This window comes from Azospirillum sp. Sh1 (genome assembly GCF_008365135.1).
In the GTDB taxonomy this organism is placed as follows: Bacteria; Pseudomonadota; Alphaproteobacteria; order Azospirillales; family Azospirillaceae; genus Azospirillum; species Azospirillum oryzae.
In genome coordinates, this window is record NZ_VTTK01000019.1 from 78,154 (window position 1) to 102,861 (window position 24,708).

17 protein-coding genes are annotated in these 24,708 nt (G+C 67.6%); 4 read left to right on the top strand and 13 right to left on the bottom strand.

What is annotated here, in order from left to right:
* Positions 1 to 14: 14 nt before the first annotated feature.
* The 9 genes from FZ029_RS19285 to FZ029_RS19325 all read right to left on the bottom strand — a co-directional run bounded on the left by FZ029_RS19285 (position 15) and on the right by FZ029_RS19325 (position 14,454).
* Positions 15 to 794, bottom strand: a complete 780-nt coding sequence (locus tag FZ029_RS19285; RefSeq protein WP_247892394.1) for a hypothetical protein — start codon at positions 792 to 794, stop codon at positions 15 to 17.
* Positions 795 to 1,483: 689 nt separating this feature from the next.
* Positions 1,484 to 4,978 carry a DNA methyltransferase gene (locus FZ029_RS19290; RefSeq protein ID WP_149271068.1) on the bottom strand — a complete coding sequence of 1,165 codons (3,495 nt, stop codon included), beginning with the start codon at positions 4,976 to 4,978 and terminating at the stop codon, positions 1,484 to 1,486.
* A 431-nt stretch (positions 4,979 to 5,409) separates the two neighbouring features.
* A complete protein-coding gene (locus FZ029_RS19295) occupies positions 5,410 to 6,309 on the bottom strand; it encodes a hydroxymethylglutaryl-CoA lyase (RefSeq protein WP_149271070.1) in 900 nt (299 codons plus the stop codon).
* Positions 6,310 to 6,311: 2 nt separating this feature from the next.
* Positions 6,312 to 8,315, bottom strand: a complete 2,004-nt coding sequence (locus FZ029_RS19300; protein ID WP_149271072.1) for an acetyl/propionyl/methylcrotonyl-CoA carboxylase subunit alpha — start codon at positions 8,313 to 8,315, stop codon at positions 6,312 to 6,314.
* A gap of 4 nt (positions 8,316 to 8,319) precedes the next feature.
* Entirely contained in the window at positions 8,320 to 9,102 is a 783-nt protein-coding gene (locus FZ029_RS19305; RefSeq protein WP_149271074.1) for an enoyl-CoA hydratase/isomerase family protein, read from the bottom strand.
* Between the two features lie 11 nt (positions 9,103 to 9,113).
* Positions 9,114 to 10,721, bottom strand: coding sequence for a carboxyl transferase domain-containing protein (locus FZ029_RS19310; RefSeq protein WP_149200189.1), 1,608 nt, complete (start codon positions 10,719 to 10,721; stop codon positions 9,114 to 9,116).
* A 42-nt stretch (positions 10,722 to 10,763) separates the two neighbouring features.
* Positions 10,764 to 11,897: an acyl-CoA dehydrogenase gene (locus tag FZ029_RS19315; RefSeq protein WP_149271076.1), complete on the bottom strand. Its 1,134-nt coding sequence runs from the start codon at positions 11,895 to 11,897 to the stop codon at positions 10,764 to 10,766.
* Between the two features lie 159 nt (positions 11,898 to 12,056).
* Complete coding sequence (locus tag FZ029_RS19320) at positions 12,057 to 13,238, bottom strand: acetyl-CoA C-acyltransferase (RefSeq protein ID WP_149271078.1); 1,182 nt, start codon at positions 13,236 to 13,238, stop codon at positions 12,057 to 12,059.
* Positions 13,239 to 13,281: 43 nt separating this feature from the next.
* A complete protein-coding gene (locus tag FZ029_RS19325) occupies positions 13,282 to 14,454 on the bottom strand; it encodes an isovaleryl-CoA dehydrogenase (RefSeq protein WP_149271080.1) in 1,173 nt (390 codons plus the stop codon).
* 301 nt (positions 14,455 to 14,755) lie between these two features.
* On the opposite strand from FZ029_RS19325, the gene FZ029_RS19330 reads away from it, so the two are divergent.
* Complete coding sequence (locus tag FZ029_RS19330; RefSeq protein ID WP_149271082.1) at positions 14,756 to 15,763, top strand: bile acid:sodium symporter family protein; 1,008 nt, start codon at positions 14,756 to 14,758, stop codon at positions 15,761 to 15,763.
* A gap of 178 nt (positions 15,764 to 15,941) precedes the next feature.
* Here FZ029_RS19330 and FZ029_RS19335 read toward each other — a convergent pair whose 3' ends face one another.
* The gene (locus FZ029_RS19335) at positions 15,942 to 17,360 is read right to left on the bottom strand and encodes a hypothetical protein (RefSeq protein WP_149271084.1); all 1,419 of its coding nucleotides are present in this window, start codon (positions 17,358 to 17,360) and stop codon (positions 15,942 to 15,944) included.
* A complete protein-coding gene (locus FZ029_RS19340) occupies positions 17,357 to 18,463 on the bottom strand; it encodes a hypothetical protein (protein ID WP_149200195.1) in 1,107 nt (368 codons plus the stop codon). Before FZ029_RS19340 ends, FZ029_RS19335 begins: the two co-directional genes overlap by 4 nt.
* 402 nt (positions 18,464 to 18,865) lie before the next feature.
* Between FZ029_RS19340 and FZ029_RS19345 the strand changes: the two genes are divergently transcribed.
* A complete protein-coding gene (locus FZ029_RS19345; RefSeq protein ID WP_085084143.1) occupies positions 18,866 to 19,270 on the top strand; it encodes a 6,7-dimethyl-8-ribityllumazine synthase in 405 nt (134 codons plus the stop codon).
* Between the two features lie 42 nt (positions 19,271 to 19,312).
* Here FZ029_RS19345 and FZ029_RS19350 read toward each other — a convergent pair whose 3' ends face one another.
* Together FZ029_RS19350 and FZ029_RS19355 are read right to left on the bottom strand one after the other, a co-directional pair.
* Entirely contained in the window at positions 19,313 to 21,733 is a 2,421-nt protein-coding gene (locus FZ029_RS19350) for a PAS domain-containing protein (RefSeq protein ID WP_247892395.1), read from the bottom strand.
* A 207-nt stretch (positions 21,734 to 21,940) separates the two neighbouring features.
* Positions 21,941 to 22,840 (bottom strand): LysR family transcriptional regulator, encoded by a 900-nt coding sequence (locus FZ029_RS19355; RefSeq protein ID WP_149271088.1) that lies wholly within the window; start codon positions 22,838 to 22,840, stop codon positions 21,941 to 21,943.
* A 75-nt stretch (positions 22,841 to 22,915) separates the two neighbouring features.
* Between FZ029_RS19355 and FZ029_RS19360 the strand changes: the two genes are divergently transcribed.
* Both FZ029_RS19360 and FZ029_RS19365 read left to right on the top strand, forming a co-directional pair.
* Complete coding sequence (locus FZ029_RS19360) at positions 22,916 to 24,157, top strand: MFS transporter (protein WP_149271090.1); 1,242 nt, start codon at positions 22,916 to 22,918, stop codon at positions 24,155 to 24,157.
* 5 nt (positions 24,158 to 24,162) lie between these two features.
* Positions 24,163 to 24,708, top strand: coding sequence for a GNAT family N-acetyltransferase (locus FZ029_RS19365; RefSeq protein WP_149271092.1), 546 nt, complete (start codon positions 24,163 to 24,165; stop codon positions 24,706 to 24,708).

Below are 24,708 nucleotides of genomic sequence, written 5' to 3' on the forward strand. Positions count from 1 at the left end.
TGTTCGACTCCGCCTTACTGAATCCCGGCGCGGACAGGGCGCCCTGCGTCAGCTTGAGCGAGGAGTTGGGCGAAGCATCGGTGGTCGGCGTCAGGGACATTTTGGCTGCTCTTCATATCGTAGGAGAGGGCGCGGAAGTCCTGGGACGAGGTCATATCCATGAAGAAGAACACCTTGAGGGTGCAATCGCCCTTGGCATACCGCCAGATCTTGGCGGGAGGCGCCTCTTCCCGTGCAACGGGGGACCCCAGGAGTTTGAGCGTCTGGACTTCGTCCAGCCCGACAAGGCTGTCGGGGTCGGCGTTGGTGGTTGCGGATTGGGTTGGCGTGCCCCCCGTCGGCGGTGCCGCCGCCTGGGCGGCGTTAGGCGGTGTCGCCGCCTGGGTGGCGTTAGGCGGTGTCGCCGCCTGGGTGGCGTTAGGCGGCATCGCCGCCTGGTTGGCGATGTCGGATCCGATGGCCGCCAGATGGGTGGTGGCCTGATCGGCGGTCAGCTTGCCGGCGGTCAGTTCCCCGGCGGTCACCGGCGGCCCCGGCTGCGGCATCGGCAGGGCCGGCGCCAGCGTGGCGGCGTCGGGGAGCTTCCGGACCGGCTTGGGCTTGGGCACCGGCGGGGAGGCCGGATGGGCATTCGAGCGGGCCGCCGTCACGTCCGGTCCGCCCCAGGGTCCGGCGGTGTTGGCCGGGCAACCGGCCAGCAGCAGGACCGCGACCAGCAGGCCCGCATGTCGGCCCCGGCCGGCGGCGTAGGCGCCGTACTGCGCCACATCGCGGAGGACTGCCGGCACGGTCATGGGGGCGGGCCTTTCAAATCCAAGGGGAAACGGAGATATCGGCATTAACACGGGACGAACCATTTCCATCTAGCCTGGAAGTCAACTTCGCGCGCTGGTTGGAGTTGGCCGCGTCTGATATGCCTAAACTCAATCCAGTCTGGTTAATGGCGCGTTAAAGCCACAGCCCATACCCCCATTTTGCGAAAGCGCATCAATATTTTTGGAAGTTTCGTTTGAATTTCGAGCGATTCCGGCAGGGGTTTCCGGTGTCTTTGCTCAAAAGTGGTATGAAATTCGGCAAAATCCATTACGCGCTGACCGCCGCCGTTGTGAAATGCGGAGCGGGACAGGACGTGACAGAAATGAGGCGGGAGGATGGCGGGGATTGCCGGATCGGGGCCTATGCCCAAAAAACAATCGGCGGCGGAGCCACCCGGGTATGGCTCCGCCGCCGAACAGCCGGACGGGCAACAGGTCATGTGGCGGCGCGCGGTTAGCGGCCGTGGGTCGTTGCCACTGGAACTCCAGCCGTGGTTCCGACCGGCACTCAGTCCGGTCGGCGTCGTGGGAACAATGCGTTTTCGGCACCATCCATCACGCCGATGATGATGCCCTGGACGGTCCGGATCGTCAAGTTTGTAGTACGTACAATTTAGTGGTCCGCATATCCGGACGATGCGGACGGCGGACGACCGCGAGAGTTTCGGTCAAGGCGCATAGCGGTCGTTGATCTGACGGGCATGGCCGACCGACACCAGGATGTCGAGCAGCTCCTTGACCCTCGGCGACCGCGCGCCCTTGAATTGGCGGGCGAGGCTTTCGGCTTCGACGGCACGGCCGCAGCGGTTCAGCGCCGCCATCAGGCTGTGGACCTGTTCGGTCGGCGCCTTCGGCCAGACGATCCGCTTCGCCGTATCCGCCGCGATGTCGAGCGTAGCCGCGATCTGAACGGCGGCGCCCTGCCCCTTCGGGTTCTGGTAGTCCGGCCGCAGCCAGCGGACGAGGCCGTCGCGTTCCTCGCGGTGGCGCTCGGCGTTCAGCGCCACGAGATTTTCCAGAATCCGCGCATCCTCCAGATCGGCAGGCCAGCCATAGGCGTCCGCCACCGCATGGTCGATCCGGCTGTGGAGGTCCAGCATCACGCCGACCTGCCCCAGCTGGTAGATCTCCATCTCGCGCGCGGTCAGCTCCTCCCGGCTCCGCCCCTTCTCCAGGACATTGTAAAGCTCGGTCAGCGTCAACCGGTCGGGATGCTCGGCCAGCACCCGCTTGCGATGGGCGTCGAGTTCCTCGGCAAGCTGACCGATCACGCGCTTCTGATGCGGCGTGGCGTTGGGGAAGGGGAAGGTGTCGAAACAACGGGTTTTGACATAGACAGGGTCGTTACCCTGCCCGAGCCAACCTCCAGCAGATATCGACCATGTGCAATGAATTTTGCTCGACAGCACCCCAAGGATGTACGCTTCATTGGAGAAAATTAGAACGAGCTTGTTATCCGGCCTCGTATTCGACGGCAACACTTGAAATATTCTATGCCTGCTCGTCTCAACAGTTGCAATATACCTACTTATACCATTAATCGCACTTCGCAGTTCCGTCCTCGGCTCGCCAAACACCCACCAATTCTCTCTATATGATTTTCTGTTGTTCTTATCTCTCTCCGGCTTCACGCGATCCAACAGCCACTGGTAAACTTCCGGATACTTCTGCCTGACTTCGGCTTCCGTCATGCCGAAAAGGTCGATGACCATCAGCCCGCGGGAGCGCCCGGTCAGATCACGGCCGTTCCGGTATTCGCGTATCCTCTCTTCCAATCCGGCAATCCGCCCCAAGCCGAGAGCGCGCGCCTGTGCCGGGGTGACGAGAAAGCCCGCCCCATGGAGCGACACACCGCGTGAAGAAATCTTCCCATTCGATGCCAGCGGCTTGGCGGATGCGATGTCTGCACCGACCGTGAGATCGCTTCTCACAATTCCGGGAAATGGTTTCAACTCGACTGGAACGGCTCCGTCCTTGTCAGGGGATTTTTCTTCACGCTCCACCGTCTTCAACAAGCCGGTCCGCTCGTCATGCTCGACGAGCGCACCCACCGTCATCGCCACCCGCACGGCCGCCGTGCCCTGCCCGTCCGCCCAGGGATGGTCGGGGATGGCGAAGGGCAGATACAGCGGCGTCTTCGCGTCGAGGTGCCGTTGGATGACCCGGCGGCTGAAGGTCTGGGTGATGCTGTTGGTGGTGATGAAGCCGAAGCGCCGGGCCGCCCGCTTGCGCACCAGATCGGCCGCCTTGTCCCACCAGTAGGTGACGAAGTCGGCGCCGCCGGGCATGTGCGGGTAGGCCCGCCACAGCGCCTCGGCATAGCCGTCGCCCAGTTCGGCCCGCAGGTCCTTGCCGGCGATGAAGGGCGGGTTGCCGACGATGTAATCGGCCTCCGGCCAGTCGGCGGGCTTGGCGCCGACATGGCGTTGCAGCGGAACCGTCCGGCTTTCGTCAGGCACCTCCTGGCCGGTGAAGGGATCGGTCTTCCAGCTGAGGCCGTCCCACTTCACCCGCGGCTGGCCGTCCTCGTCCAGCATCGGCTCCACCCGCTCCCAGGACAGCACCGCGTCGCACTGCCGGATGTTGTCGTAGGAGTGGAGGATCGGCTCGCTCAGGCTTTCCGGCCCGCGCTGGCGCAGATGGCATTGCAGATGACCGATCCAGATCACCAGTTCGGCGATCGGCACGGCGCGGGGATTCTTCTCCAGCCCAAGCAGTTGGTGCGGACCGACGGTGTGCCCGGCGAGGTCGAGATTGGCCTGCGTCCCGCCGCCGATGTCCTCCAGCGTCGCAATGACCTCCCCTTCCAGGGCCTTCATCTTCTCCAGGGCGACGTAAAGAAAATTTCCACTTCCGCAGGCGGGATCCAAGACCCTGACGGAACAGAGCTTCCGATGGAAATCCTTGATTTCCTTGATGGCCTGCGCCGGTTCGTTCTTTCTCTGGGCGTTCTCGGCGATCACCTGCGCCGCCCGCCACTCCGCCATCAGCGGTTCGATCACCGCCGGCACCACCAGCCGGTCCACATAGGCGCGCGGCGTGAAGAAGGCGCCGTATTGGCTGCGCTCGCGCTTGCTCAGCGCGTTTTCCAGCAGGGTGCCGAAGATCGCCGGCTCCACATTCTTCCAGTCGCGTGAACAGGCGGCGATCAGTTCGCCAATCTCCTGTTCGTCGAGCGCCAGCGCCTCGGCTTCCCGGAACAGCCCGCCGTTGAAATGGCGGACGCGGGCGCGGATGGTGGTGTCGTGATCGCTGCCCTTGTCCATGCTGCGCCAGAAGGGTTCCAGATAGCGCGGCAGGAATTGCGGGTGTGGCCGGGCGTCGTTCAGCACGCCGGTGAAGGCGCCGTCCGGCAGCAGCCCGACATTCTGCGCAAAGGCGGTGAACAGGCAGCGCATCAGGAACAGCGCCACCTGTTTCGGCTCGTATCGCTTTTCCAGGCTCTGCGCCAGCCGGGCGAGGCGCTGCGCGATGTCCCGCGTCACCTCGGCCCGCCGGGCGCTGGGGTCGAGGCTCTTGGGCGCTTCCCAGATCGCCTTCAGCCGCGCCCGTATCTCCGGATCGGCGAGATCCGCCAGCCTGATCCGATGCGACCGGCTGTCGGGGAAGGGCATGTAGGCCTTGCCCAGTCCGGTAAAGTCGGCATAGGTCTCTACCACATGCCCGACATCGACGACGATCAGGAAGGGCGGCCAGCCGTGATCGGTCGGCAACGCCTTGGCATAGCGTTCGGCCTGGGCGCGCGCCTGCCGCATCAGCCGGTCCCATGACGGCCGCGTCCCGGCGGGCGGGGAACTGTGGGGCAACCCGCCGAACAGGTCGCTCCCTTCCTGCCCGCCGCGCTGGCGCTTGCGCGATTGCTTGGCCTCCAGAACGAAGCAATCCCGCTTGTAGCAGTCAAGATAGTTGTTCCGCCCGTCATCGCCCTCCAGATCGAGCGCGCGCACCCTCTTTTCATAGACGTAATTGTTGAGCGCGTCCTGTTCCGACGACGCTTCCGGCTCCGCCGTCCCGATCAGCGCGCAGAGCTGGTTGATGAATTTCTGATAATTGGCGCGCTCCGATCCGCCCTTGTCGCTCCAATATTTGATGAAGGCTTCGGGGGAGCACGACGGATTCTGTTCAACCTGCTCATCGCAGCTTTTCGAAGATAGTATGCCCATCGCCCGGCATTCCCTTATAACGAGAATGCAAGGGTATTTTGTATGTTTTTTGGGGAGTCAAACGCGATATTGACAATTAATAGGCGGTTTATTTTCCTGTCATCATATGGTGGGCTTTCACTGGCGCCCCCTCAGTATATTGAGAAGAGAAAAGAGAATTCATAAAAAATTTACCACTGGCACAGGGTTTCATATACAAACTATAAATAATTATGCCCGACTCGGCGCAAAAGGAATTACATTTAAATGTATGTTGTGAATATAACTATAGCATATTCCTTCATTAACGCCAGCCATTATCACATACATTGCAGAGTCTTTCTCGTCGATACCTTCTCGTTAATACGGGACGTTCGGATATCGGGCGCCCCCAAATACAAAAGGGCCGCGCCCCCTTTCGGAAGCGCGGCCCTTCGTTGCCGAAGATTCCCTCACGCACAACCACGAGCGCGGGCCACCTTCGATGCGGTGGGGCGGCCGATGGCATCGCTGATGAACGCCCCGGCCGCGATCAGCTTGTCCAGGTCCACCCCGGTCTCGATGCCGAGGCCGTTCAGCATGTAGAGCACATCCTCGCTCGCCACATTGCCGCTGGCCCCCTTGGCATAGGGGCAGCCGCCCAGGCCCGCGACGGAGCTGTCGACCACCGCCACCCCCATCTGCAGCGCCGCCAGGATGTTGGCGAGCGCCTGCCCATAGGTGTCGTGGAAATGGACGGCGATCTTCTCGACCGGCACCCGCTCCGCCACCGCGGCGATCATCGCTTGAGCCTTGGTCGGCGTGCCGGTGCCGATGGTGTCGCCCAGCGAGATCTCGTAGCAGCCCATGGCGAACAGCCGCTCCGCAACCTCCGCCACCGCCTTCGGCGCGATCTCCCCCTCATAGGGGCAACCGAGCACGCAGGAGACATAGCCCCGCACCGGCACGCCCGCCGCCTTGGCCTGCTCCATCACCGGCGCGAAGCGGTCCAGGCTTTCGGCGATGGAGCAGTTGATGTTCTTCTGGCTGAAGCTCTCCGACGCGGCGCCGAACACCGCAACCTCGTCGGCCTTGGCCGCCAGCGCGCCCTCCAGCCCCTTCAGGTTGGGGGTAAGGGCGGCATAGCGGACACCGGGCTTGCGGGCGATGCCGGCCAGCACGTCGGCGCTGTCGCCCATCTGCGGCACCCATTTGGGCGAGACGAAGCTGGCCGCCTCCACCACACTCAACCCGGCGTCGGACAGGCGGTCGACCAGTTCCACCTTCACCGCCGTCGGCACCATCGACTTTTCGTTCTGGAGGCCGTCGCGTGGGCCGACCTCCACCATGCGGACGAATTTCGGCAGTTGCATCGTCAGGCCTCCGCGATGTCGAGAACCAGCAGGTCGACGCCTTCCGACACCTGATCGCCCGCCGCGAAATTCACGGCGCTGACGGTGCCGGCGGCCGGGGCCTTGATGGTGTGCTCCATCTTCATGGCCTCCAGCAGCATCAGCGGCGCGCCGGCCTCGACGCTCTGGCCCGGTTCGACCAGCACGCGGACCACGGTGCCCGGCATCGGCGCGGTCAGACGGCCGGAGCCGCCCTCCTGCTCCGCCGCGCGGGCGCTGGGATCGTCCAGCGTCAGGCGCGACACGGCACCGTCGATCAGCACGGTGATGTCCAGCCCCTGCTGCACCACGGTGGCGCGGGTACGCATGCCGTCCAGCGTCGCGGTCAGCAGGCCGTCCGTCAGGCTGACCCCGGTGACGGGCATCGGCCTGCCGCCATCCACCGCGACCTCATAGCCATCAGCCCGGAAATGCAGCGTCACTTCGCGCGCCGTCTCGCCGTCCATCAGGCGCAGGTCGTAATGGTTCTCCTCGTTCAGCCGCCAGCCATTGGCAAGCAGCCAGGGCGAATAGCGGTCCGACCGGGCGCGCAGCGCCGCCTGCGCCTCCTCGCGGCGCTTCAGCAGCACCGACAGGGATGCTGCGGCCAGCGCCTTGTCGGCCACCGGGGCCGGCGGCGGCAGCAGGTCGGCGCGGTGGCGCTCGATGAAGCCGGTGTCGATCTCCACCGCCTTGAAGGCCGGATGGCCGGCGATGGCGCCGAGGAAGCCGACATTGGTGGTGACGCCGACGACCTCATACTCGGCCAGCGCCACCCGCAGGCGGCGCAGCGCGCTGTCGCGGTCCTCGTCCCAGACGATCAGCTTGGCGATCATCGGGTCGTAATACATCGTCACCGAATCGCCTTCGCGGACGCCGGTGTCGACGCGGACATGCTCGTTCTCGGACGGCGGACGCAGGCGAACCAGCTTGCCGATGGCGGGCAGGAAGTCGCGCTGCGGGTCTTCGGCATAGAGCCGCGCCTCGAAGGCATGGCCCCTACGGGTCAGCTGCTCCTGGCGCAGCGGCAGTTCCGCCCCGGCTGCCACACGCAGCTGCCATTCGACCAGATCGAGGCCGGTGATCTTCTCGGTCACCGGATGCTCGACCTGCAGGCGGGTGTTCATCTCGATGAAGTAGAAGCCGCCATCCTCATAGAGGAACTCGACGGTGCCGGCGCCGACATAGTTGACCGCCTTGGCGGCGGCGACGGCGGCCTCGCCCATGCGGCGGCGGAGATCGTCGGGCAGGTTCGGGGCCGGCGCCTCCTCGATCACCTTCTGGTGGCGGCGCTGGACCGAGCAGTCGCGCTCGAACAGATAGACGCCGTTGCCGTGGGTGTCGCAGAAGACCTGGATTTCGACATGGCGCGGCCGGCCGAGATACTTCTCCAGCAGCAGGCTGTCGTCGCCGAAGGCGGCCTTGGCTTCGCGCTGGGCGCCGGCCACCGCATCGGCCAGCTCGTTGGCGGCGCGCACCACACGCATGCCCTTGCCGCCGCCGCCGGCCGACGCCTTGACCAGCACCGGATAGCCGATGCGTTCGGCCTCCGCCGACAGGGTGGCGAAGTCCTGGTCGGTGCCGTGATAGCCCGGCACCAGCGGCACGTCGGCGTTCGCCATCAGCCGCTTGGATTCCGCCTTGGAGCCCATGACGCGGATCGCCTCGATCGGCGGGCCGATGAAGACGACGCCGGCCTTCGCACAAGCCGCGGCGAAGCCGGCATTCTCCGACAGGAAGCCATAGCCGGGATGGATGGCCTGGGCGCCGGTGCGCTTCGCCACGTCGAGGATGACGTCGCCGCGCAGATAGCTTTCGCCGACCGGGGCCGGGCCGATGCAGACGGCCTCGTCGGCCATCTGGACATGCATCGCCTTGGCGTCGGCCTCCGAATGGACGGCGACGGTCTTGATGCCCAGGCGGCGGGCGGTGCGGATGACCCGGCAGGCGATTTCGCCGCGGTTGGCGATCAGGATCTTGTCGAACATTGGATCAGCTCCGCCAGGACGGGGTGCGTTTGTCGAGGAAGGCGCCGACGCCCTCCTTGCCTTCGGCGCTGGCGCGCTGGCGGGCGATGCGCTCCGCCGTGTCGCGCACCACGTCGTCGGTCAGCGGCCGGCGGGCGACGGCGCGGATCAGCTCCTTGGCGGCGGTGACCGCCGTGGGGGCGCTGTCCATCAGGTTCTTGACCGTCTTCGCCACCGTCTCCTCCAGCCCGTCGGCTTTGGTCAGCTCATGCAGCAGGCCGATGCGGTGGGCCTCCGCCGCGCTGAACCGCTCGCCGGTCAGGAAGTAGCGGCGGCAGGCGCGCTCGCCGATGGCGGCGATGACATAGGGGCTGATGGCGGCGGGGATGATGCCCAGACGCACCTCCGACAGGGCGAAGGTCGCGGTCTCGACGCCGATGGCGATGTCGCAGGCCGAAACCAGCCCGACGCCGCCGCCGAAGGCCGGCCCCTGCACCACGGCGACCGTGGGCTTCGGGCATTCGTCCAACGTGCGCAGCATGGTGGCGAGGCCCATGGCGTCGGCCAGATTCTCCGCGTGGGAGTAGCCGGCCATTTTCTTCATCCAGGACAGATCCGCCCCGGCCGAGAAGCTCTTGCCCACCCCGCGCAGCAGGACGACGCGCACCGCCGGATCCTCGCCCACCTGCCGGAAGGCTGCGGTCAGGTCGGCGATGACCTGCTCGTTGAAGGCGTTGTGCACGTCGCCGCGGTTCATGGTGACGGTGGCGACGCCGGTGTCGGCAACCTCGATCAGAATATCGCTCATGCCCACCCCCATCACATCCGGAAGACGCCGAAGGGCGTCTTCGGCACCGGCGCGTTCAGCGAGGCCGACAGGCCGAGGCCCAGCACCATGCGGGTGTCGGCCGGGTCGATGATGCCGTCGTCCCACAGCCGGGCGCTGGCGTAATAGGCATGGCTCTCCCGTTCGAACTGGGCGCGGATCGGCGCCTTCAGCGCCTCTTCGTCCTCGGCCGACCAGGGCTTGCCCTGCGCTTCCATGGCGTCGCGCTTGACCTGGGCCAGCACGCCCGCCGCCTGCTCGCCGCCCATGACCGAGATGCGGGCGTTCGGCCACATCCACATGAAGCGCGGGCTGTAGGCACGGCCGCACATGCCGTAATTGCCGGCGCCATAGCTGCCGCCGATGATGACGGTGAATTTCGGCACCTTGGCGCAGGCGACGGCGGTGACCAGCTTGGCGCCGTCCTTGGCGATGCCGCCGGCCTCGTACTTCCGGCCGACCATGAAGCCGGTGATGTTCTGCAGGAACACCAGCGGAATGCGGCGCTGGCAGCACAGCTCGACGAAATGGGCGCCCTTCAGGGCGGATTCGCTGAACAGGATGCCGTTGTTGGCGATGATGCCGACGGGATAGCCGAAGATGTGGGCGAAGCCGGTGACCAGCGTCGTGCCGTAGAGCGGCTTGAACTCGTCGAAGCGGGAACCGTCGACCACCCGCGCGATCACCTCGCGCACGTCGAACGGCTTGCGGGCGTCGCTGGGGATGACGCCGTACAGCTCGCGCGGGTCGAAGGCCGGCTCCTCCGGCTCGCGCAGGTCGAGGTCGATGTGCTTGGCGCGGTTCAGGTTCGACACCACGCGGCGCGCCATCGCCAGCGCATGGGCGTCGTTCATCGCGTAATGGTCGGTCACGCCGGAGGTGCGGGAATGCACGTCGGCGCCGCCCAGATCCTCCGCCGACACCACCTCGCCGGTCGCCGCCTTCACCAGCGGCGGGCCGCCCAGGAAGATGGTGCCCTGGTTGCGGACGATGATCGCCTCGTCCGACATCGCCGGGACATAGGCGCCGCCGGCGGTGCAGCTTCCCATCACCACTGCGATCTGCGGGATGCCCTCGGCCGACATGTTGGCCTGGTTGTAGAAGATGCGGCCGAAATGGTCGCGGTCGGGGAAGACCTCGTCCTGGTTCGGCAGGTTGGCGCCGCCTGAATCCACCAGATAGATGCAGGGCAGGTTGTTCTGCTGGGCGATCTCCTGCGCCCGCAGGTGCTTCTTGACCGTCAGCGGGTAATAGGTGCCGCCCTTCACCGTCGCGTCGTTGGCGACGATCATGCATTCCTGCCCGGCAACGCTGCCGATGCCGGCGATGATGCCGGCGGACGGGATGTCTTCGGCATACACACCGTCGGCGGCAAGCTGCGACAGCTCCAGAAACGGCGAGCCGACGTCGAGCAACTGGCGGATGCGCTCGCGCGGCAGCAGCTTGCCGCGGGCGAGATGCTTGTCGCGGGCCTTCGCGCCGCCGCCCTGCTGGATGGCGGCGACCTTCCGGCGCAGATCGTCGACCAGCGCCTGCATGGCGTCGGCGTTGGCCTGGAACTCGGCGGAGCGCGCGTTCAGGGCGCTCTTCAGGACGGTCATGCCGTCTTCCTCCCGGTTTGGCGGTCTTGATTGCTGAATGGGTTACTGAACGAGCGCGCGGCTGATCACCAGCCGCTGGATGTCGCTGGTGCCCTCGTAAATCTGGCAGACCCGGACGTCGCGATAGATGCGCTCGACCGGGAAATCGTTGAGATAGCCATAGCCGCCATGGACCTGGATGGCGTCGGAGCAGACCTTCTCGGCGATTTCGGAGGCGAACAGCTTGGCCATCGCCGCCTCCTTCATGCAGGGCACCCCGGCATCGCGCAAGGATGCCGCATGCAGCACCATCTGGCGCGCGGCCTCCACGCGGGTCGCCATGTCGGCGAGGCGGAAGGCGACGGCCTGATGCTGGATGATCGGCACGCCCATGCTCTGGCGTTCCTGGGCGTAGCGGATGGCGTGGTCGAGCGCCGCGCGCGCCATGCCGACCGACTGCGAGGCGATGCCGATGCGCCCGCCCTCCAGGTTCGCCAGCGCCACCCTGTAGCCCGCCCCTTCCGCCCCGAGCATCAGGTCGGCGGGAACCCGGCACTCCTCGAAGACGATCTGGCAGGTGTCGGAGCAGTGCTGGCCCAGCTTCTCCTCCGTCCGCGCCACCTGATAGCCCGGCGTGCCGGTCGGCACGATGAAGGCACTCAGCCCCTTCTTCCCCGCCGCCGGATCGGTCACCGCGAAGACGATGGCGACATCGGCCTGCGAGCCGGAGGTGATGAACTGCTTGGTGCCGTTCAGCACCCAGTGATCGCCGTCGCGCCGTGCGCGGGTCTTGATCGCCGAGGCGTCGGACCCCGCCTGCGGTTCGGTAAGGCAGAAGGCGCCCAGCATCTCGCCGCGCGCCATCGGCTTCAGGAAGCGGTCCTTCTGGGCATCCGTGCCGAACTTCAGGATCGGCATGCAGCCGACCGAATTGTGCACGCTCATGATGGTGGACACCGCACCGTCGCCGGCGGCGATCTCCTCGATGGCCAGCGCATAGGCGACATGGTCGGTGGCGGCGCCGCCGAACTCCTCCGGCACCAGCATGCCCATCAGGCCGAGTTCGCCCATCTCGGCCAGCTCGGCCTTGGGGAAGGCGCCGCTGCGGTCACGCTCGGCGGCGGTCGGCGCGAGCCGGTCCTGCGCGAAGGCGCGGGCCATGTCGCGGACCATGGTCTGTTCTTCGGTCAGGTGCATCGGGCGTTTCCTCGGATTTCTATAGTCCCCTCTCCCCCCGGGGAGAGGGTTAGGGTGAGGGGGAAGCACGGCAAGGACTCTCGGGAAGGCACGCAGTGCATCCCCCTCACCCCGACCCTCTCCCCGGGGGGGGAGAGGGGGAATAGGGGCGGGAGTGCCTTACACCCGCTCCACCGCGATCGCTGTCGCCTCACCACCACCAATGCACAAGCTGGCCACGCCTCGCTTCAGGTCGTACTTCTCCAGCGCCGCCAGCAGCGTGACGATGATCCGCGCGCCCGAAGCCCCGATCGGGTGCCCGAGCGCGCAGGCGCCGCCATGGACGTTCACCTTGTCGTGCGGCAGGTCCAGATCGCGCATCGCCGCCATGGTCACCACGGCGAAGGCTTCGTTGATCTCGAACAGATCGACGTCGCGGGCCGACCAGCCCACCTTCTCGAACAGCTTCTGCATCGCGCCGACCGGAGCCGTCGTGAACAGCGCCGGCTGCTGGGCGTGGTTGGAATGGCCCTTGATCTCGGCGATCACGCGCAGGCCGCGCTTGTCCGCTTCGCTGCGGGTGGTGACGACCAGCGCCGCACCGCCGTCGGAGATCGACGACGCGTTGGCCGCCGTCACCGTGCCGTCCTTGGCGAAGGCGGGCTTCAGCGTCGGGATCTTCTTCGGATCGCCCTTGGCCGGCTGCTCGTCGGTATCGACCAGCGTATCCCCCTTGCGGCCCTTGACCAGCACGGGCGCGATCTCCGCCTTGAAGGAGCCGTCCTCCACCGCCTTGCGGGCGCGGTTCAGGCTTTCGATGGCGTAGTTGTCCTGAGCCTCACGGGTGAAGTTGTAGCTGCTGGCGCATTCCTCGGCGAAGGTGCCCATCAGGCGGCCCTTCTCGTAGGCGTCCTCCAGCCCGTCGAAGAACATGTGGTCCAGCACCTTGCCGTGGCCCATGCGGTAGCCGCCGCGGGCGCGGTCCAGCAGGTAGGGGGCGTTGGACATGCTCTCCATGCCGCCGGCCACCACCACCTTGGCCGAGCCGGCCTTGATGACGTCATGGGCGAACATCACCGCCCGCATGCCCGATCCGCAGACCTTGGAGATGGTGGTGCAGCCCACCCCCTTCGGCAGCCCGGCGCCCAGCGCCGCCTGGCGCGCCGGGGCCTGGCCCAGACCGGCCGACAGCACGTTGCCCATGAACACCTCGTCCACCGCGTCTCCGGCCAGGCCGGCGCGCTCCAGCGCCGCCTGGATGGCGACGGCGCCCAGCTGCGGGCCGGTCAGGCCCATGAGGTCGCCCTGGAAGCCGCCCATCGGCGTGCGGACGGCGGCGGCGATGACGATGCTGTCGGTCATGGTGGTCTGTCCCTTTCCCTCGATGCCTTGTTGCCGAACCGCTTTACGCGGTCTCTTTAAACAGTTCGCGCCCGATCAGCATGCGGCGGATCTCGCTGGTGCCGGCGCCGATCTCGTAGAGCTTGGCGTCGCGCAGCAGGCGGCCGGTCGGGTATTCATTGATGTAGCCGTTGCCCCCCAGCGTTTGAATGGCCTCCAGCGCCATCCAGGTCGCCTTTTCTGCGGAGAACAGGATGGCGGCGGCAGCGTCCTTGCGGGTGGTCTCGCCCCGGTCGCAGGCCTTGCAGACGGCGTACACATAGGCCTTGGCGGCGTTCATGATCGTGTACATGTCGGCCAGCTTGCCCTGCATCAGCTGGAACTCGCCGATGGGCTGGCCGAACTGCTTGCGGTCGTGGACATAGGGGATCACCACGTCCATGCAGGCCTGCATGATGCCGAGCGGACCGCCGGACAGCACCGCGCGCTCGTAATCCAGGCCCGACATCAGGACATTCACGCCGCGGCCGACGCCGCCCAGGATGTTCTCCTCCGGCACCTCGCAGTCCTCGAACACCAGCTCGCCGGTGTTGGAGCCGCGCATGCCCAGCTTGTCCAGCTTCTGCGCCACCGAAAAGCCCTTGAAGCCCTTCTCCACCAGGAAGGCGGTGATGCCGCGCGGGCCGGCATTGATGTCGGTCTTGGCGTAGATGACCAGCGTGTCGGCGTCGGGGCCGTTGGTGATCCACATCTTGGTGCCGTTGAGCACATAGCGGTCGCCCTTCTTCTCGGCCCGCAGCTTCATCGACACCACGTCCGACCCGGCGTTCGGCTCCGACATCGCCAGCGCGCCGATATGCTCGCCGGAGATCAGCTTGGGCAGATAGCGGCGCTTCTGATCCTCATTGCCGTTCTTGCGGATCTGGTTGACGCAGAGGTTGGAGTGCGCGCCGTAGCTCAAGCCCACCGAGGCGGAGGCGCGCGACACCTCCTCCATCGCCACGACATGCTCCAGATAGCCCATGCCGGCGCCGCCGTACTCCTCCTCGACCGTCACGCCGAGGATGCCGAGGTCGCCCATCTTGCGCCACAGCTCGTTGGGGAACTCGTTGGTGTGGTCGATCTCGGCGGCGCGGGGGGCGATCTCGTTGGCGGCGAAGCTCCGCACCGAATCGCGCAGCATGTCGGCCGACTCGCCGAGGTCGAAATTCAGGCTGGGGTACTGGTTGGACAGCATGGACGTATCGCTCCCCTGGGAAATCATCCGTTCTTTGACCATACGTTACCGTATGGCGAGGCCGGTGGCAAGGGGGAAGCTGAGACCGCCGAAAACCCATTGAGCTTCAGGGGATTGGCCGCGCCGCACCTCCGCCGCGCATTTCCGCATCGTGGAAAAAAGCCGGGGGTGCGCCGATTTTCCCCAATCTTTTCAAGGCTGCCATGCATGTTGAATACTGTATTCCAGACTGGGGAAGGCCGTTATAAGAGAAGCCAAGGCGTTATGTCCGGCCAGTACCATCGATTTGGGGGACCAACCAATGATTCGCGTGCCTCGCCCGAACCTGGACGGCTTCACCATGGCCCTGGTGGCGACCGTCGGTCTGGCGACCGTTCTTCCGGTGCATGGGCAGTTCGCCCAGGGCGTGCATTGGCTGGCGGAGGCGGCCATCGCGCTGCTGTTCTTCCTGCACGGCGCCCGGCTGCCGCCGGAAGAGGTGGTGGCGGGCATGGCGCATTGGCGCCTGCATCTGCTGATCTTCAGCCTGACCTTCGTCGCCTTCCCGCTGATCGGCTGGGCCGTGGTGGAAACGCTGCCGCACAGCCTGCTGCCGCCGGCCCTGGCGATCGGGGTGCAGTTCCTCTGCCTGCTGCCCTCCACCGTCCAGTCCTCCATCGCCTTCACCTCGATGGCGCGGGGCAACGTCGCGGCCGCGGTGTGCAGTTCCACCCTGTCCAACATCTCCGGCATCCTGATGACGCCGCTGCTGGTGGCGCTGTTCCTGAAGGTGCAGGGGACGGCGCTGTCGCTCGACACGCTGCAGACCATCGCGGCACAGCTTCTGCTGCCCTTCGTCGCCGGCCAGCTTCTGCGGCGCTGGGTCGGCGCCTGGGCGGCGCGGCACAAGACGATGCTGCGGGTCACCGATCGCGGCTCGATCCTGCTGGTCGTCTATCTCGCCTTCAGCGAGGCGGTGGTGAACGGCCTGTGGCATCAGGTGCCACCGTCGGCGCTGGGCATGGTGGTGCTGATCGATAGCGCCATCCTGGCGCTGTTCCTGATCGGCACGACGCTGCTCAGCCGCCGCCTGGGCTTCTCCCGCGCCGACGAGGCGGTGATCGTCTTCTGCGGCTCCAAGAAGTCGCTGGTCAGCGGCGTGCCGATGGCCGGCGTTCTGTTCGCCCCCGCCACCGCCGGTCTGGTGCTGCTGCCGGTGATGGTGTTCCACCAGATCCAGCTGATGGTCGGCGCCGTCCTGGCCCGCCGCTACGCCGACGAGCGCGCAGCCAAGGACGAGGCGAGGGACGCCCTGCCGGCGACCTCGTGAGAAAGTGCCCTCTCCCGAGCAAGGCCCCCTCTCCCCCCCGGGGAGAGGGTTAGGGTGAGGGGGTCGCGCGGCGAGGATCTCCAAGCATCGCACACTCTCCGCTCCCCGGCAAATTCACCCCATGCATCCCCCTCACCCCGACCCTCTCCCCGGGGGGGAGAGGGAGATTGGGAGCCCCCTACTCCTCCGCGAACTCGCCGGTCGCGGCCATGATGGCGGTGCGGAGCTGGTCGGCCTTGGCGGGGCCGGCGACCAGTTCCAGCAGGCGCAGGGCGTAGAACAGGCCGATCTCCGCCGTCTCGGCGTCGTCGGGGTCGCCAGCCGCCTTCGGGTACTGCGCCAGCAGGGCGTGCGCCCGCGCCATCAGTCCCTTTTCCATCGACGCCATCGCGGTCTTCAGCGGCTCGTGCAGGCCGAGCGCGTCGGCCAGCCCCTCGCAGCGCCGCAGCGCGCGGGCGTGGTCCTCGGCCGCCGCCTGGGCCTCCTCGTCCACCGCGGCAGGACGGCCATTCTCGGCCGGGGCCGCGACGGCGGTCAGGATGCCGCCGGACGCGGTGTCGAGCACGGTGCCGGTCACCATGGTCCGCACCGCCGTCTTCACCGCCTCCAGCCGCTCGCGATAGACCGGCTCGGCCAGGAAATCCATGACGGCGGAGGTGGTGGCGACGCTGGCGACCAGCCGTTCGGCGATGGCGATGGCCTCCTCCGGCGCGATAGCGGCGGCGGCCACGCCCGGTCCGGCGCTGTAGCCGTTGCCGTCCAGCCGGGCCGAGCGTTCCTCCAGGTTGGTGACCACCAGCCCGCTCAGCTGGGCGAAGATCACCGGCTGCTCGCGCCGCGCCTTGCCGAAATCCAGATCGTTCAGCACCGTCAGCAGGTCGGCCGGGTTCGCCATGCGCGAGGCGGCGACCAGCAGCAGGTAATAGACCAGCCCGGCGGATTGCCGCGCCACCGCCTGGACCGCCTGCTCGATGATGCCGACATGCTCGTCCTCGAAGGCCGGCAGCGGCTTCGGCGCCAGCGCGTCCTTCAGCGATTCCACCGTCAGCCCGATCTCCAGGAAGGCGGCGACGTCCAGCACCTGCCGCTGCAGATCCTCGTCGCCATGCAGCACGCGCCACAGCGCATGCCGGGCGCCGTCCTGCTCCACCGCCCCCCGAATGGCCTGGGCGGCCATCGGCCACAGCCGCCGACCGATGTTGCGCAGCGCGTTGAGATTGCCGGGCGCCGTCTCCTGCACCTGCCGGTCGAGCTGGTCGATCAGGGCGGTGTCGCCGCACTCCGTCACCAGCTTCCACACCGGGTCGATCACCCGCCGCTCGATGCGGCCCAGCGGCACGTCGACGCCGCTGAAGCTTTCCAGCACATCCTCGAACGGCATGCACAGCACGCGCTTCAGCGTCGGGCGGCGGTTCGGGCGCACCTGGACCAGCCGCGGACGGATGGCGGCGAAGGTCTGGCGCACGTCGGGATGGTCGCGCACCCGCTCCAGCAGGCGGACCACCTCGATGAACTTGTCCTCGGGGATGTCGAACAGCCGGGTCTCCAGCCCCGGCAAACGGTCGGCTTGCCCTTTTTCCCCTGCCCCGCCGGTCATGGCACGCGCGCTTTCACCGCCTCGATCCGGCGGATGGCGTCGATGTCCATCTGGCCGGTGCGCCAGTCCTCCAGCATGCGGACGGAGCGGCGGTGGGCCAGCTTGACCTGCTTGGCATCCTCGACGAAATCGCGGCTCGACTCCTTGCGCGGCAGCAGAGGCAGGATGCGGAACAGGTCGTTGACGGTCGCCGCCTGCTGGTGGTGGTCCTCGGCCTGCGCCACCTCCCACGCCCCGGTGATATGGCTCCAGCCGTCGAGCAGCCACGCCATGCGGCCGGCCTGGGCGCGCACGCGGACGATCTCGCTGTCCCAATCGCGCATCAACGGCCCGATGGCCTCCACCCGCCGGTGGAAGTCGCCCAGAACCTTGTCGCCGATGGCGATGGTGTGCTGCGCCACCTCGGCGCAGAACTGCGCCACCGGGGCGGCGTCGCTCGGCACGTCGTTCGCCCAGCCGGTCATGCTGTCGCGGAAGGCCTTCAGGTCGTTCAGCCCGCGCGTCAGCCGCCCCGGCCTGGGCGAGCGCGCCAGCCCCACCGGTGCGGTGACCGCGGCGATGTCGGCCAGCCGGGAATAGAGCAGCGTGGCATCCATCTTCAGGCTTTCCGCCGCGCGGGTCATCAGCTGCCGGGTCAGCCGCTGCCCCTCGTCGGTGTCGATGCCGGCCTTCAGCATCTCCGGCGATTCAAGACCCACCGCCTTCAGGATCGCCAGGATCAGCAGATAGTGGGTAAGCGTGCTCTGCTCCTCGTCCTCCTCCAGGGCGCGGCGGGCGGCCTGCGCCGCCTGCGGCCCGGCAAGCCCGCGCCGCGCCGCCTTCAGCGTCGCCCGGCGGATCTCATGCGGGGAGCAGGCGTCCTCCTTCACGATCAGGTCGTGCAGATAGCGGTCGTGCATGGTCATCGACACCATGTCCGGCACCGCCTTCCAGGCGACGACATAGATGCCCATGCCCTGCGACAGGCTGGGGATCAGCACCTCGAGCTTCGACCGCTCGCCGCGGCGCACGCGGGTCTGGGACAGCAGCGGCGTGGTGAAGGCCACCGCGGCCCCCCGCTCCTCGAAGGTCGACGGCGCGTATTCGATCGCACCTTTCAACATGATTGCCGTTCCGGATTCGCCTGGTCGTTCTCTTGCGCCGGCGACGTCCCAGCCCTCCAGGCCCGTCGCAAACGCCACGCCCTCATCATTACATGGTCGTAAGAAAAGCGGCGGCGACCAATTTGTGCTGAATTGTAGCGCAGTGCGACGGCCTGTCGCACTCGGCAACAGTTCGCGCAAGGAGACCGAGCCTGTCCATAGGGGTTTTTCCTTGGGCCACCTCCGCGACAGCTTGGCCGTCTCCGCGATGCGGTGGGAATTACCCGCGCAACTTTATAAAGCCGATGGGAAATCTCCATACCGCCCAAGCCGCCGTCGGCACCGCGCGACGCCCCTTGCGCTTTGCGCGGCGACGCGACAGTTTGGGCGAAGATGACACCGCGAACATGGGAGAAGCAGAGGGTGAGCAACATCGGCATCGTGCTCGGACGGTTCCACCGCAAAGAGGTGGAAGAGATGCTGGACGAGGCGCGCACCGTCGCCGCCCGCCGCGGCCTCGGCATCGTCGCGGAGGTCTGGGTTCCCGGCTCGATGGAGAAGCCGCTGGCGATCAAGCGCCTCCTGATGCGCGACGACGTCGCCGGCGCCGTGGCGCTGGGCATCATCGAGCGGGGCGAGACCGAGCACGGCAACGTCATGGGCCATGCCGTCATCTCCAGCCTGATCGACCTGCAGCTTCAGTTCATGAAGCCGGTCGGCGTCGGCATCCTCGGGCCGGGCATCAACCCGTCGCAGATCCCGCCGCGCATCCGCCCCTACGCCGCCGCCGCGGTGGACGCCTGCGCCGACCTGATCGAGCAGGGCTGAGGCACCCACGCTCCGCCGGGGGGACGGACGGCGGCGAAACCGTCACGTACCCCCGAGCAGCTCGCCCAGCGCGTGGCTCAGCTGGCGCGGGGTCACCGGCTTGTGGATGATGCCCAGCCCATGGGCGGCGGCGTCGCGTTCGCAGTCGGGGCCGGTCTCGCCGGTCAGGATCAGGCCGGGGATCGGGCCGGGGGAAGGGGGCTTGCCGGGGGCGTCGTACAGCGCGCGGATGTGGGCGACCGCGTCGGTCCCATACTGCCCTTCGCGCAGTCGGTAGTCGGCGACGATCAGGTCCGGGCGCCGGCCCTTGCGGCTCAGCCCCTCCACCGCCTTCTGCTCGGAGCCGGCGACCAGAACCTCGTACCCCCATTCGCGGAAGATCGTCTCCAGCCCCAGCAGCACGATGGCGTCGTCGTCGACCACCACGGCGAAGCGGCCCCGCCCGGCCGTCGCCGCCTCCGCCGCGGTCGCCGGCGCCTCGACGGTCCGGCCGAGCGGCAGGGCGATGACGAAGCTGGTCCACTGCCCCGGCTTGGACTGGACGTCCACCGGATGGTTCAGCAGCTGCGACAGCCGCCGCACGATGGCAAGCCCCAGACCCAGGCCGCGATTGCGGTCGCGCTCCGGGTTGCCGACCTGGTGGAACTCCTCCCAGATGCGCTCCAGATGGTCGGGTGGGATGCCGATGCCGGTGTCGCGCACCTCGATCAGCAGCCGCCCGCCGGCCCGCCGGCATTCGATGTCGATCCGCCCGCTTTCGGTATAGCGCAGGGCGTTCTCCACCAGATTGCGCACCATGCGGGTCAGCAGCGTGCGGTCGGTGCGGGCGGCGGCGTTGCAGGAGGAGACGTGCAGTTCCAGCCCCTTCGCCGCCGCCACCGGCCGGTACGACGCGGCGATGTGGTCGAACAGCGGCGCGACCGGCACATTCTCGATGTTCGGCTGGACCACGCCGGCATCCAGCCGCGACATGTCGAGCAGGCTGTCCAGCAGTTCCTTCAGCGCGTCCAGTCCGCGTCCCAGATGCATCAGCGCATTGGCGCCCTGGCTGCCCTGGACATGCGGCTTCAGCACGTCGACGAACAGCAGCAGCGCCTGCAGCGGCTGGCGCAGGTCGTGGCTGGCGGCGGCCAGGAACTTGCCCTTGGCAAGGTCGGCCGCCTCCGCCGTCTCCTTCGCCTGCATCAGCGCCTGCTGCGCCTGCCGGCGGGCGGTGATGTCCCGGAAATAGACGGAGAGGCCGTCCGCGCTGGGATAGATGTTGACCTCCACCCAGCAGTTCAGCACGGGGGACAGCACCTCCACGGTCATCTCCCGCCCTTCGCGCGCCGCCTGTTTCTGCGCCTCCAGTGAATCGCTGCCCAATGCCTTGGGGAAGACTTCCCACAGGCGGCGGCCCAGCATCGTGTCGCGCGACCGGCCCCAGAGCTGTTCCGCCTTGCGATTGATGTAGGTGAAGCGCCAGTCGTGGTCGACGGCATAGAAGGCGTCGCTGATGCTCTCCAGGATCGTCACCGCCCGCTCGTGCGAGGCGCGGGCCTCCTCCTCCGCCCGCTTGCGCATGGTGATGTCGCGGAAGAAGCAGCCCACCCCTTCCGCCGTCGGCAGAAAGCGGATTTCAAGCCACATGGTGGTGTCTTCGCCGTCGAAGCGCTTCTCGATGCTGGTCGGCTGGCGCTCCGTCATCGTCTTGCGGCACAGCGCCTCCAGATCCGACCCGGCGAACTGCGGCCACACCTCCCACAGTTGGCGACCGCGCATCATCGACAGCGACTGGCGGTCGAGCTGTTCGGCGCGGCGGTTCTGGTAGATGACGCGATAGTCGCAATCCAGCGCCACCAGCGCCTCGTCGATGCTGTCCAGAATGTCGGTGGCGCGCCGGCGCGCGTCGGCGATGGCCTCCTCCATCCGCCGCTGGTCGGAGCGGTCATGCAGGATCCACAGAAAGCCCTCCTCGTCGCCCTGGAGCGGCAGGATGGTCAGTGACCCCCACACGGCGGATCCGTCCCGATGGCGGAAGGTGCGCTCCTCCTGGATGCGGTCCTCGGCCAGCGCACGCACCCGCAGCGCGTCGGGCACGCCCGCGGCGACCTCCTCCGGCGGAAACAGGATGTCGACCGGCTGCCCCCGCGCCTCCTCCTCCGTCCAGCCCAGGATGCGGACGGCGCCGGGATTCCAGCTGGTCACCCGGCCGGCCGGCGACAGGGTCAGGATGGCATGGCCGGTGGCGCTGTCCAGGATGGCGCGCAACCGCCTTTCGCTGTCGGCATGGGCGGCGCGGCTGCGTTCCAGCGCGTTGCACGCGGTGCGCAGATCCTGGTTCAGCGCGGTGACCGTCAGCAGGTCGTCGCAGCCGGTGCAGGCGGTGGACAGCGCCGTCTGCAGCCGCGCATTCTCGCGCTCCAGCTCCTTCAGCCGCGCCAGCAGTTTCGCGTCGGGTCCGGAGGCCGGTCCGGAAGCCAATCCGGCGTCCGGTTGGGCATCCCGGCCCCGCCCGCCTTCCATTCGGTTGCCGGCGGACTCTTTCGGGACAGACTGCTGCTTGGTCATAGCCGCCCAAGAAAAACGAAAGTCTCAGTTGGCGAGAGTGCGCGTTGCCTAAAGCCTCTGTAAACCATCCAAAAGCAATATTCCGGAAGATGTTCAGTGTGTGAAATTTAACCGATGCTGTTACCGCATATCGGTAATCGCCTTCACCATTGCCCGCACGCCCGTATCAAGCACTTTATCACGCCGCAATACCAACCCTAACTTGCGGATCAATGGTGGCATCAGCGGCTGAACTGCGAAGCGGTCGCAATCCTGCGGACTCCCGACGGTGACCGACGGCAGGATCGACCGGCCCAGCCCGGCGGCGACGAGGTTCTTGATCGCCTCAACATTGCCCAGTTCCATCGCCGGGCGCGGCTGGATGCCGCCGGCCATGAACCAGCCGTCGATCACCGCGCGCATGGTCCCGCCGCGCTCGTACAGGATCAGCGTCTGGTCGGCCAGCGCCGCCGGGGTGACTCCCGGCGCCGGAGACCGGGCGCCGTCGCAAGGGTCGCCACCGGGGCCGACACAGACCAGCTCTTCGGCACAGACCGGTTCGATGGACAGGCCGGGACGGCCGGCCGGCAGCGTGACCAGCGCCAGATCGAGCGAACCGCCCTCCACCGCGTCCAGGATGTCGGGCGTATTTCCGGTGACGACGATGATCTCCAGCCCCGGATGGGCGCTGCGCAACGCGGTCAGGATCGGCGGCAGCCGGTAGATGCAGGCGGTGGCGCCGGTGCCGATGCGCACGCGCCCGACCTGCCCGGCGCGGTGGCGGCCCATGGCGACCGCCGCCGCCTCCATCTCCTCGCGCAGCCGGCGGATGAAGGGCAGCAGGTCGCGCCCGGCCGCCGTCGGCAAGGCCCGCTTGCCCACCCGCTCCACCAGCCGCACGCCGAAGCGCTCCTCCAGATTGCGGATCTGCATGCTGACCGCCGGCTGGGTCAGGCCGAGCCGGCCGGCCGCCTCGGTGAAGCCGCCATGCTCGACAACGGTGGCGAAGGTGATGAGCTGGTCGAGGTTCAGGCCGCGCATACCCCTAGTCTTCCTTATGATTCCGATCAAATCAATAAATTTGCCTTTTTATCCGCCCTCCGCGACGGTGTGGTCATGACGACCGCCGCCATCCCCACCGCCGCCCCCAGCCCCGCTCCTCGACCGATCTGGCTCGTGCTGCTGTGCGCCAGCCGCTTCGCCACCTCGCTGTCCTTCATGGTCTATGCCGGCGCGCTCGGGCCGGCGATGCAGGCCTGGGGCATGTCGGCAGGGGAAGCCGGGTCGATCCAGACCGCCTTCAACGTCGGCTATGCCCTGTCGCTGGTCGGGTCCTCCTGGTTCGCCGACAGTCTGGGCGCCAAGCGCGTCTTCCTGTGGGCCAGTTGGGCGACAGCGCTGACCGGCATCGCCTTCGCCTTCTTCGCCCGTTCCGCGGAAAGCGGGCTGCTGCTGTTCGCGCTGGTCGGGCTGACCCAGGGCGGCACCTACGCCCCGTCCATCATGCTGGTGGCGCAGGGCGTGCCTGCAGCGCGGCGCGGGGCGGCGGTGGGCTGGCTGCTGGCGGCGGGGTCGCTCGGCTATTTCGGCTCCATCGCGCTCGCCGCCGGCCTGTCGGAGCGGTTCGACTACGAGACCGCCTTCATCGCCTGCGGGCTGGGGCCGCTGCTGGCGGCGCTGCTCGGCACGCCGGGACTGCGCGGCCGGGCCAATCTGGTGGCCGGCGGGGGAGCGCGGCGGCTGCGCGGCGCCTTCCGCTTCCTGGCCGACCGCCGCTCCCTCCTGCTGACCGTGGGTTACACCACCCATTGCTGGGAACTGCTGGGTATGTGGGCCTGGCTTCCGGCCTTCCTCACCGCCAGCCTTGCAGGGTCCGGTGGAGCGGGCGTGCGCGGGCTGTGGATCGCCGGGGCCATCCACATCTCGGGCTTCTTGTCCTCGCTGCTGATGGGGCGCGCGTCCGACCGGCTGGGCCGCCGGGCGGTGCTGGTGGCGATGGGACTGCTGGGCGCGGCCTGCTCCTTCACCATCGGCTGGATGGACGGGATGCCGCTGGTGCTGGTGCTGGCGGTGGCGGCGCTCTACGGCTTTTCCGCGCTCGGCGATTCGCCGGTGCTGTCCACGGCGATGACGGAATCGGTCGAGCCGGGCAGCCTGGGGGCGGCGCTCGCCGTGCGCTCCATCCTCGGCTTCGGCGCCGGCGGTGCGGCACCGCTGGCGGTCGGGCTGGTGCTTGACCATGCCGGCGGCACCGGTGGTTCCGGCTGGGGCTGGGGTTTCGCGCTTCTCGGCGTCGGCGGCGGGTTGGCGACCGTCTGCGCCCTTCTTCTTCCCGCCGACCGTCCTGACCGGAGTTGATTCTCATGTCTTCGCTCATCGGCCCTGCCATCACGGTGCGGGCGTCCGCCGACGCCGACATTCCCGCCATCACCGCCCTCTACGCCAACCATGTGCTGCACGGCACCGCCTCCTTCGAAGAGGTCCCGCCGGACGAGGCGGAGATGGCCCGCCGCCGCGCCGACATCCTGGCCCGCGGCCTGCCCTATCTGGTGGCGGAGTGCGAGGGGCGGTTGGCCGGCTACGCCTATGCCGGGCCGTACCGCACGCGCAGCGCCTACCGCTTCACGCTGGAGAACTCGGTCTATGTCGCCGACGGAATGGGCCGGCGCGGCATCGGCCGGGCGCTGATGATCCCGCTGCTGGAGATGTGCGAGGCGGCGGGCTACCGCCGGATGATCGCGGCGATCGGCGACAGCGCCAACCACGGCTCCATCGGCCTGCACGGCGCCTGCGGCTTCCGGCATGTCGGCATCCTGCCTGCGGTGGGCTTCAAGTTCGGCCGCTGGCTGGACGGCGTGATGATGGAACGCCCGCTGGGCGAGGGAAGCGACAGCCTGCCGGTCGGCTGA

Excerpts from the sequence above, each read along its gene's own strand:
- FZ029_RS19285 (WP_247892394.1), bottom strand. The coding sequence starts at position 794 with ATGACCGTGCCGGCAGTCCTCCGCGATGTGGCGCAGTACGGCGCCTAC.
- FZ029_RS19290 (WP_149271068.1), bottom strand. The coding sequence starts at position 4,978 with ATGGGCATACTATCTTCGAAAAGCTGCGATGAGCAGGTTGAACAGAAT.
- FZ029_RS19295 (WP_149271070.1), bottom strand. The coding sequence starts at position 6,309 with ATGCAACTGCCGAAATTCGTCCGCATGGTGGAGGTCGGCCCACGCGAC.
- FZ029_RS19300 (WP_149271072.1), bottom strand. The coding sequence starts at position 8,315 with ATGTTCGACAAGATCCTGATCGCCAACCGCGGCGAAATCGCCTGCCGG.
- FZ029_RS19305 (WP_149271074.1), bottom strand. The coding sequence starts at position 9,102 with ATGAGCGATATTCTGATCGAGGTTGCCGACACCGGCGTCGCCACCGTC.
- FZ029_RS19310 (WP_149200189.1), bottom strand. The coding sequence starts at position 10,721 with ATGACCGTCCTGAAGAGCGCCCTGAACGCGCGCTCCGCCGAGTTCCAG.
- FZ029_RS19315 (WP_149271076.1), bottom strand. The coding sequence starts at position 11,897 with ATGCACCTGACCGAAGAACAGACCATGGTCCGCGACATGGCCCGCGCC.
- FZ029_RS19320 (WP_149271078.1), bottom strand. The coding sequence starts at position 13,238 with ATGACCGACAGCATCGTCATCGCCGCCGCCGTCCGCACGCCGATGGGC.
- FZ029_RS19325 (WP_149271080.1), bottom strand. The coding sequence starts at position 14,454 with ATGCTGTCCAACCAGTACCCCAGCCTGAATTTCGACCTCGGCGAGTCG.
- FZ029_RS19330 (WP_149271082.1), top strand. The coding sequence starts at position 14,756 with ATGATTCGCGTGCCTCGCCCGAACCTGGACGGCTTCACCATGGCCCTG.
- FZ029_RS19335 (WP_149271084.1), bottom strand. The coding sequence starts at position 17,360 with ATGACCGGCGGGGCAGGGGAAAAAGGGCAAGCCGACCGTTTGCCGGGG.
- FZ029_RS19340 (WP_149200195.1), bottom strand. The coding sequence starts at position 18,463 with ATGTTGAAAGGTGCGATCGAATACGCGCCGTCGACCTTCGAGGAGCGG.
- FZ029_RS19355 (WP_149271088.1), bottom strand. The coding sequence starts at position 22,840 with ATGCGCGGCCTGAACCTCGACCAGCTCATCACCTTCGCCACCGTTGTC.
- FZ029_RS19360 (WP_149271090.1), top strand. The coding sequence starts at position 22,916 with ATGACGACCGCCGCCATCCCCACCGCCGCCCCCAGCCCCGCTCCTCGA.
- FZ029_RS19365 (WP_149271092.1), top strand. The coding sequence starts at position 24,163 with ATGTCTTCGCTCATCGGCCCTGCCATCACGGTGCGGGCGTCCGCCGAC.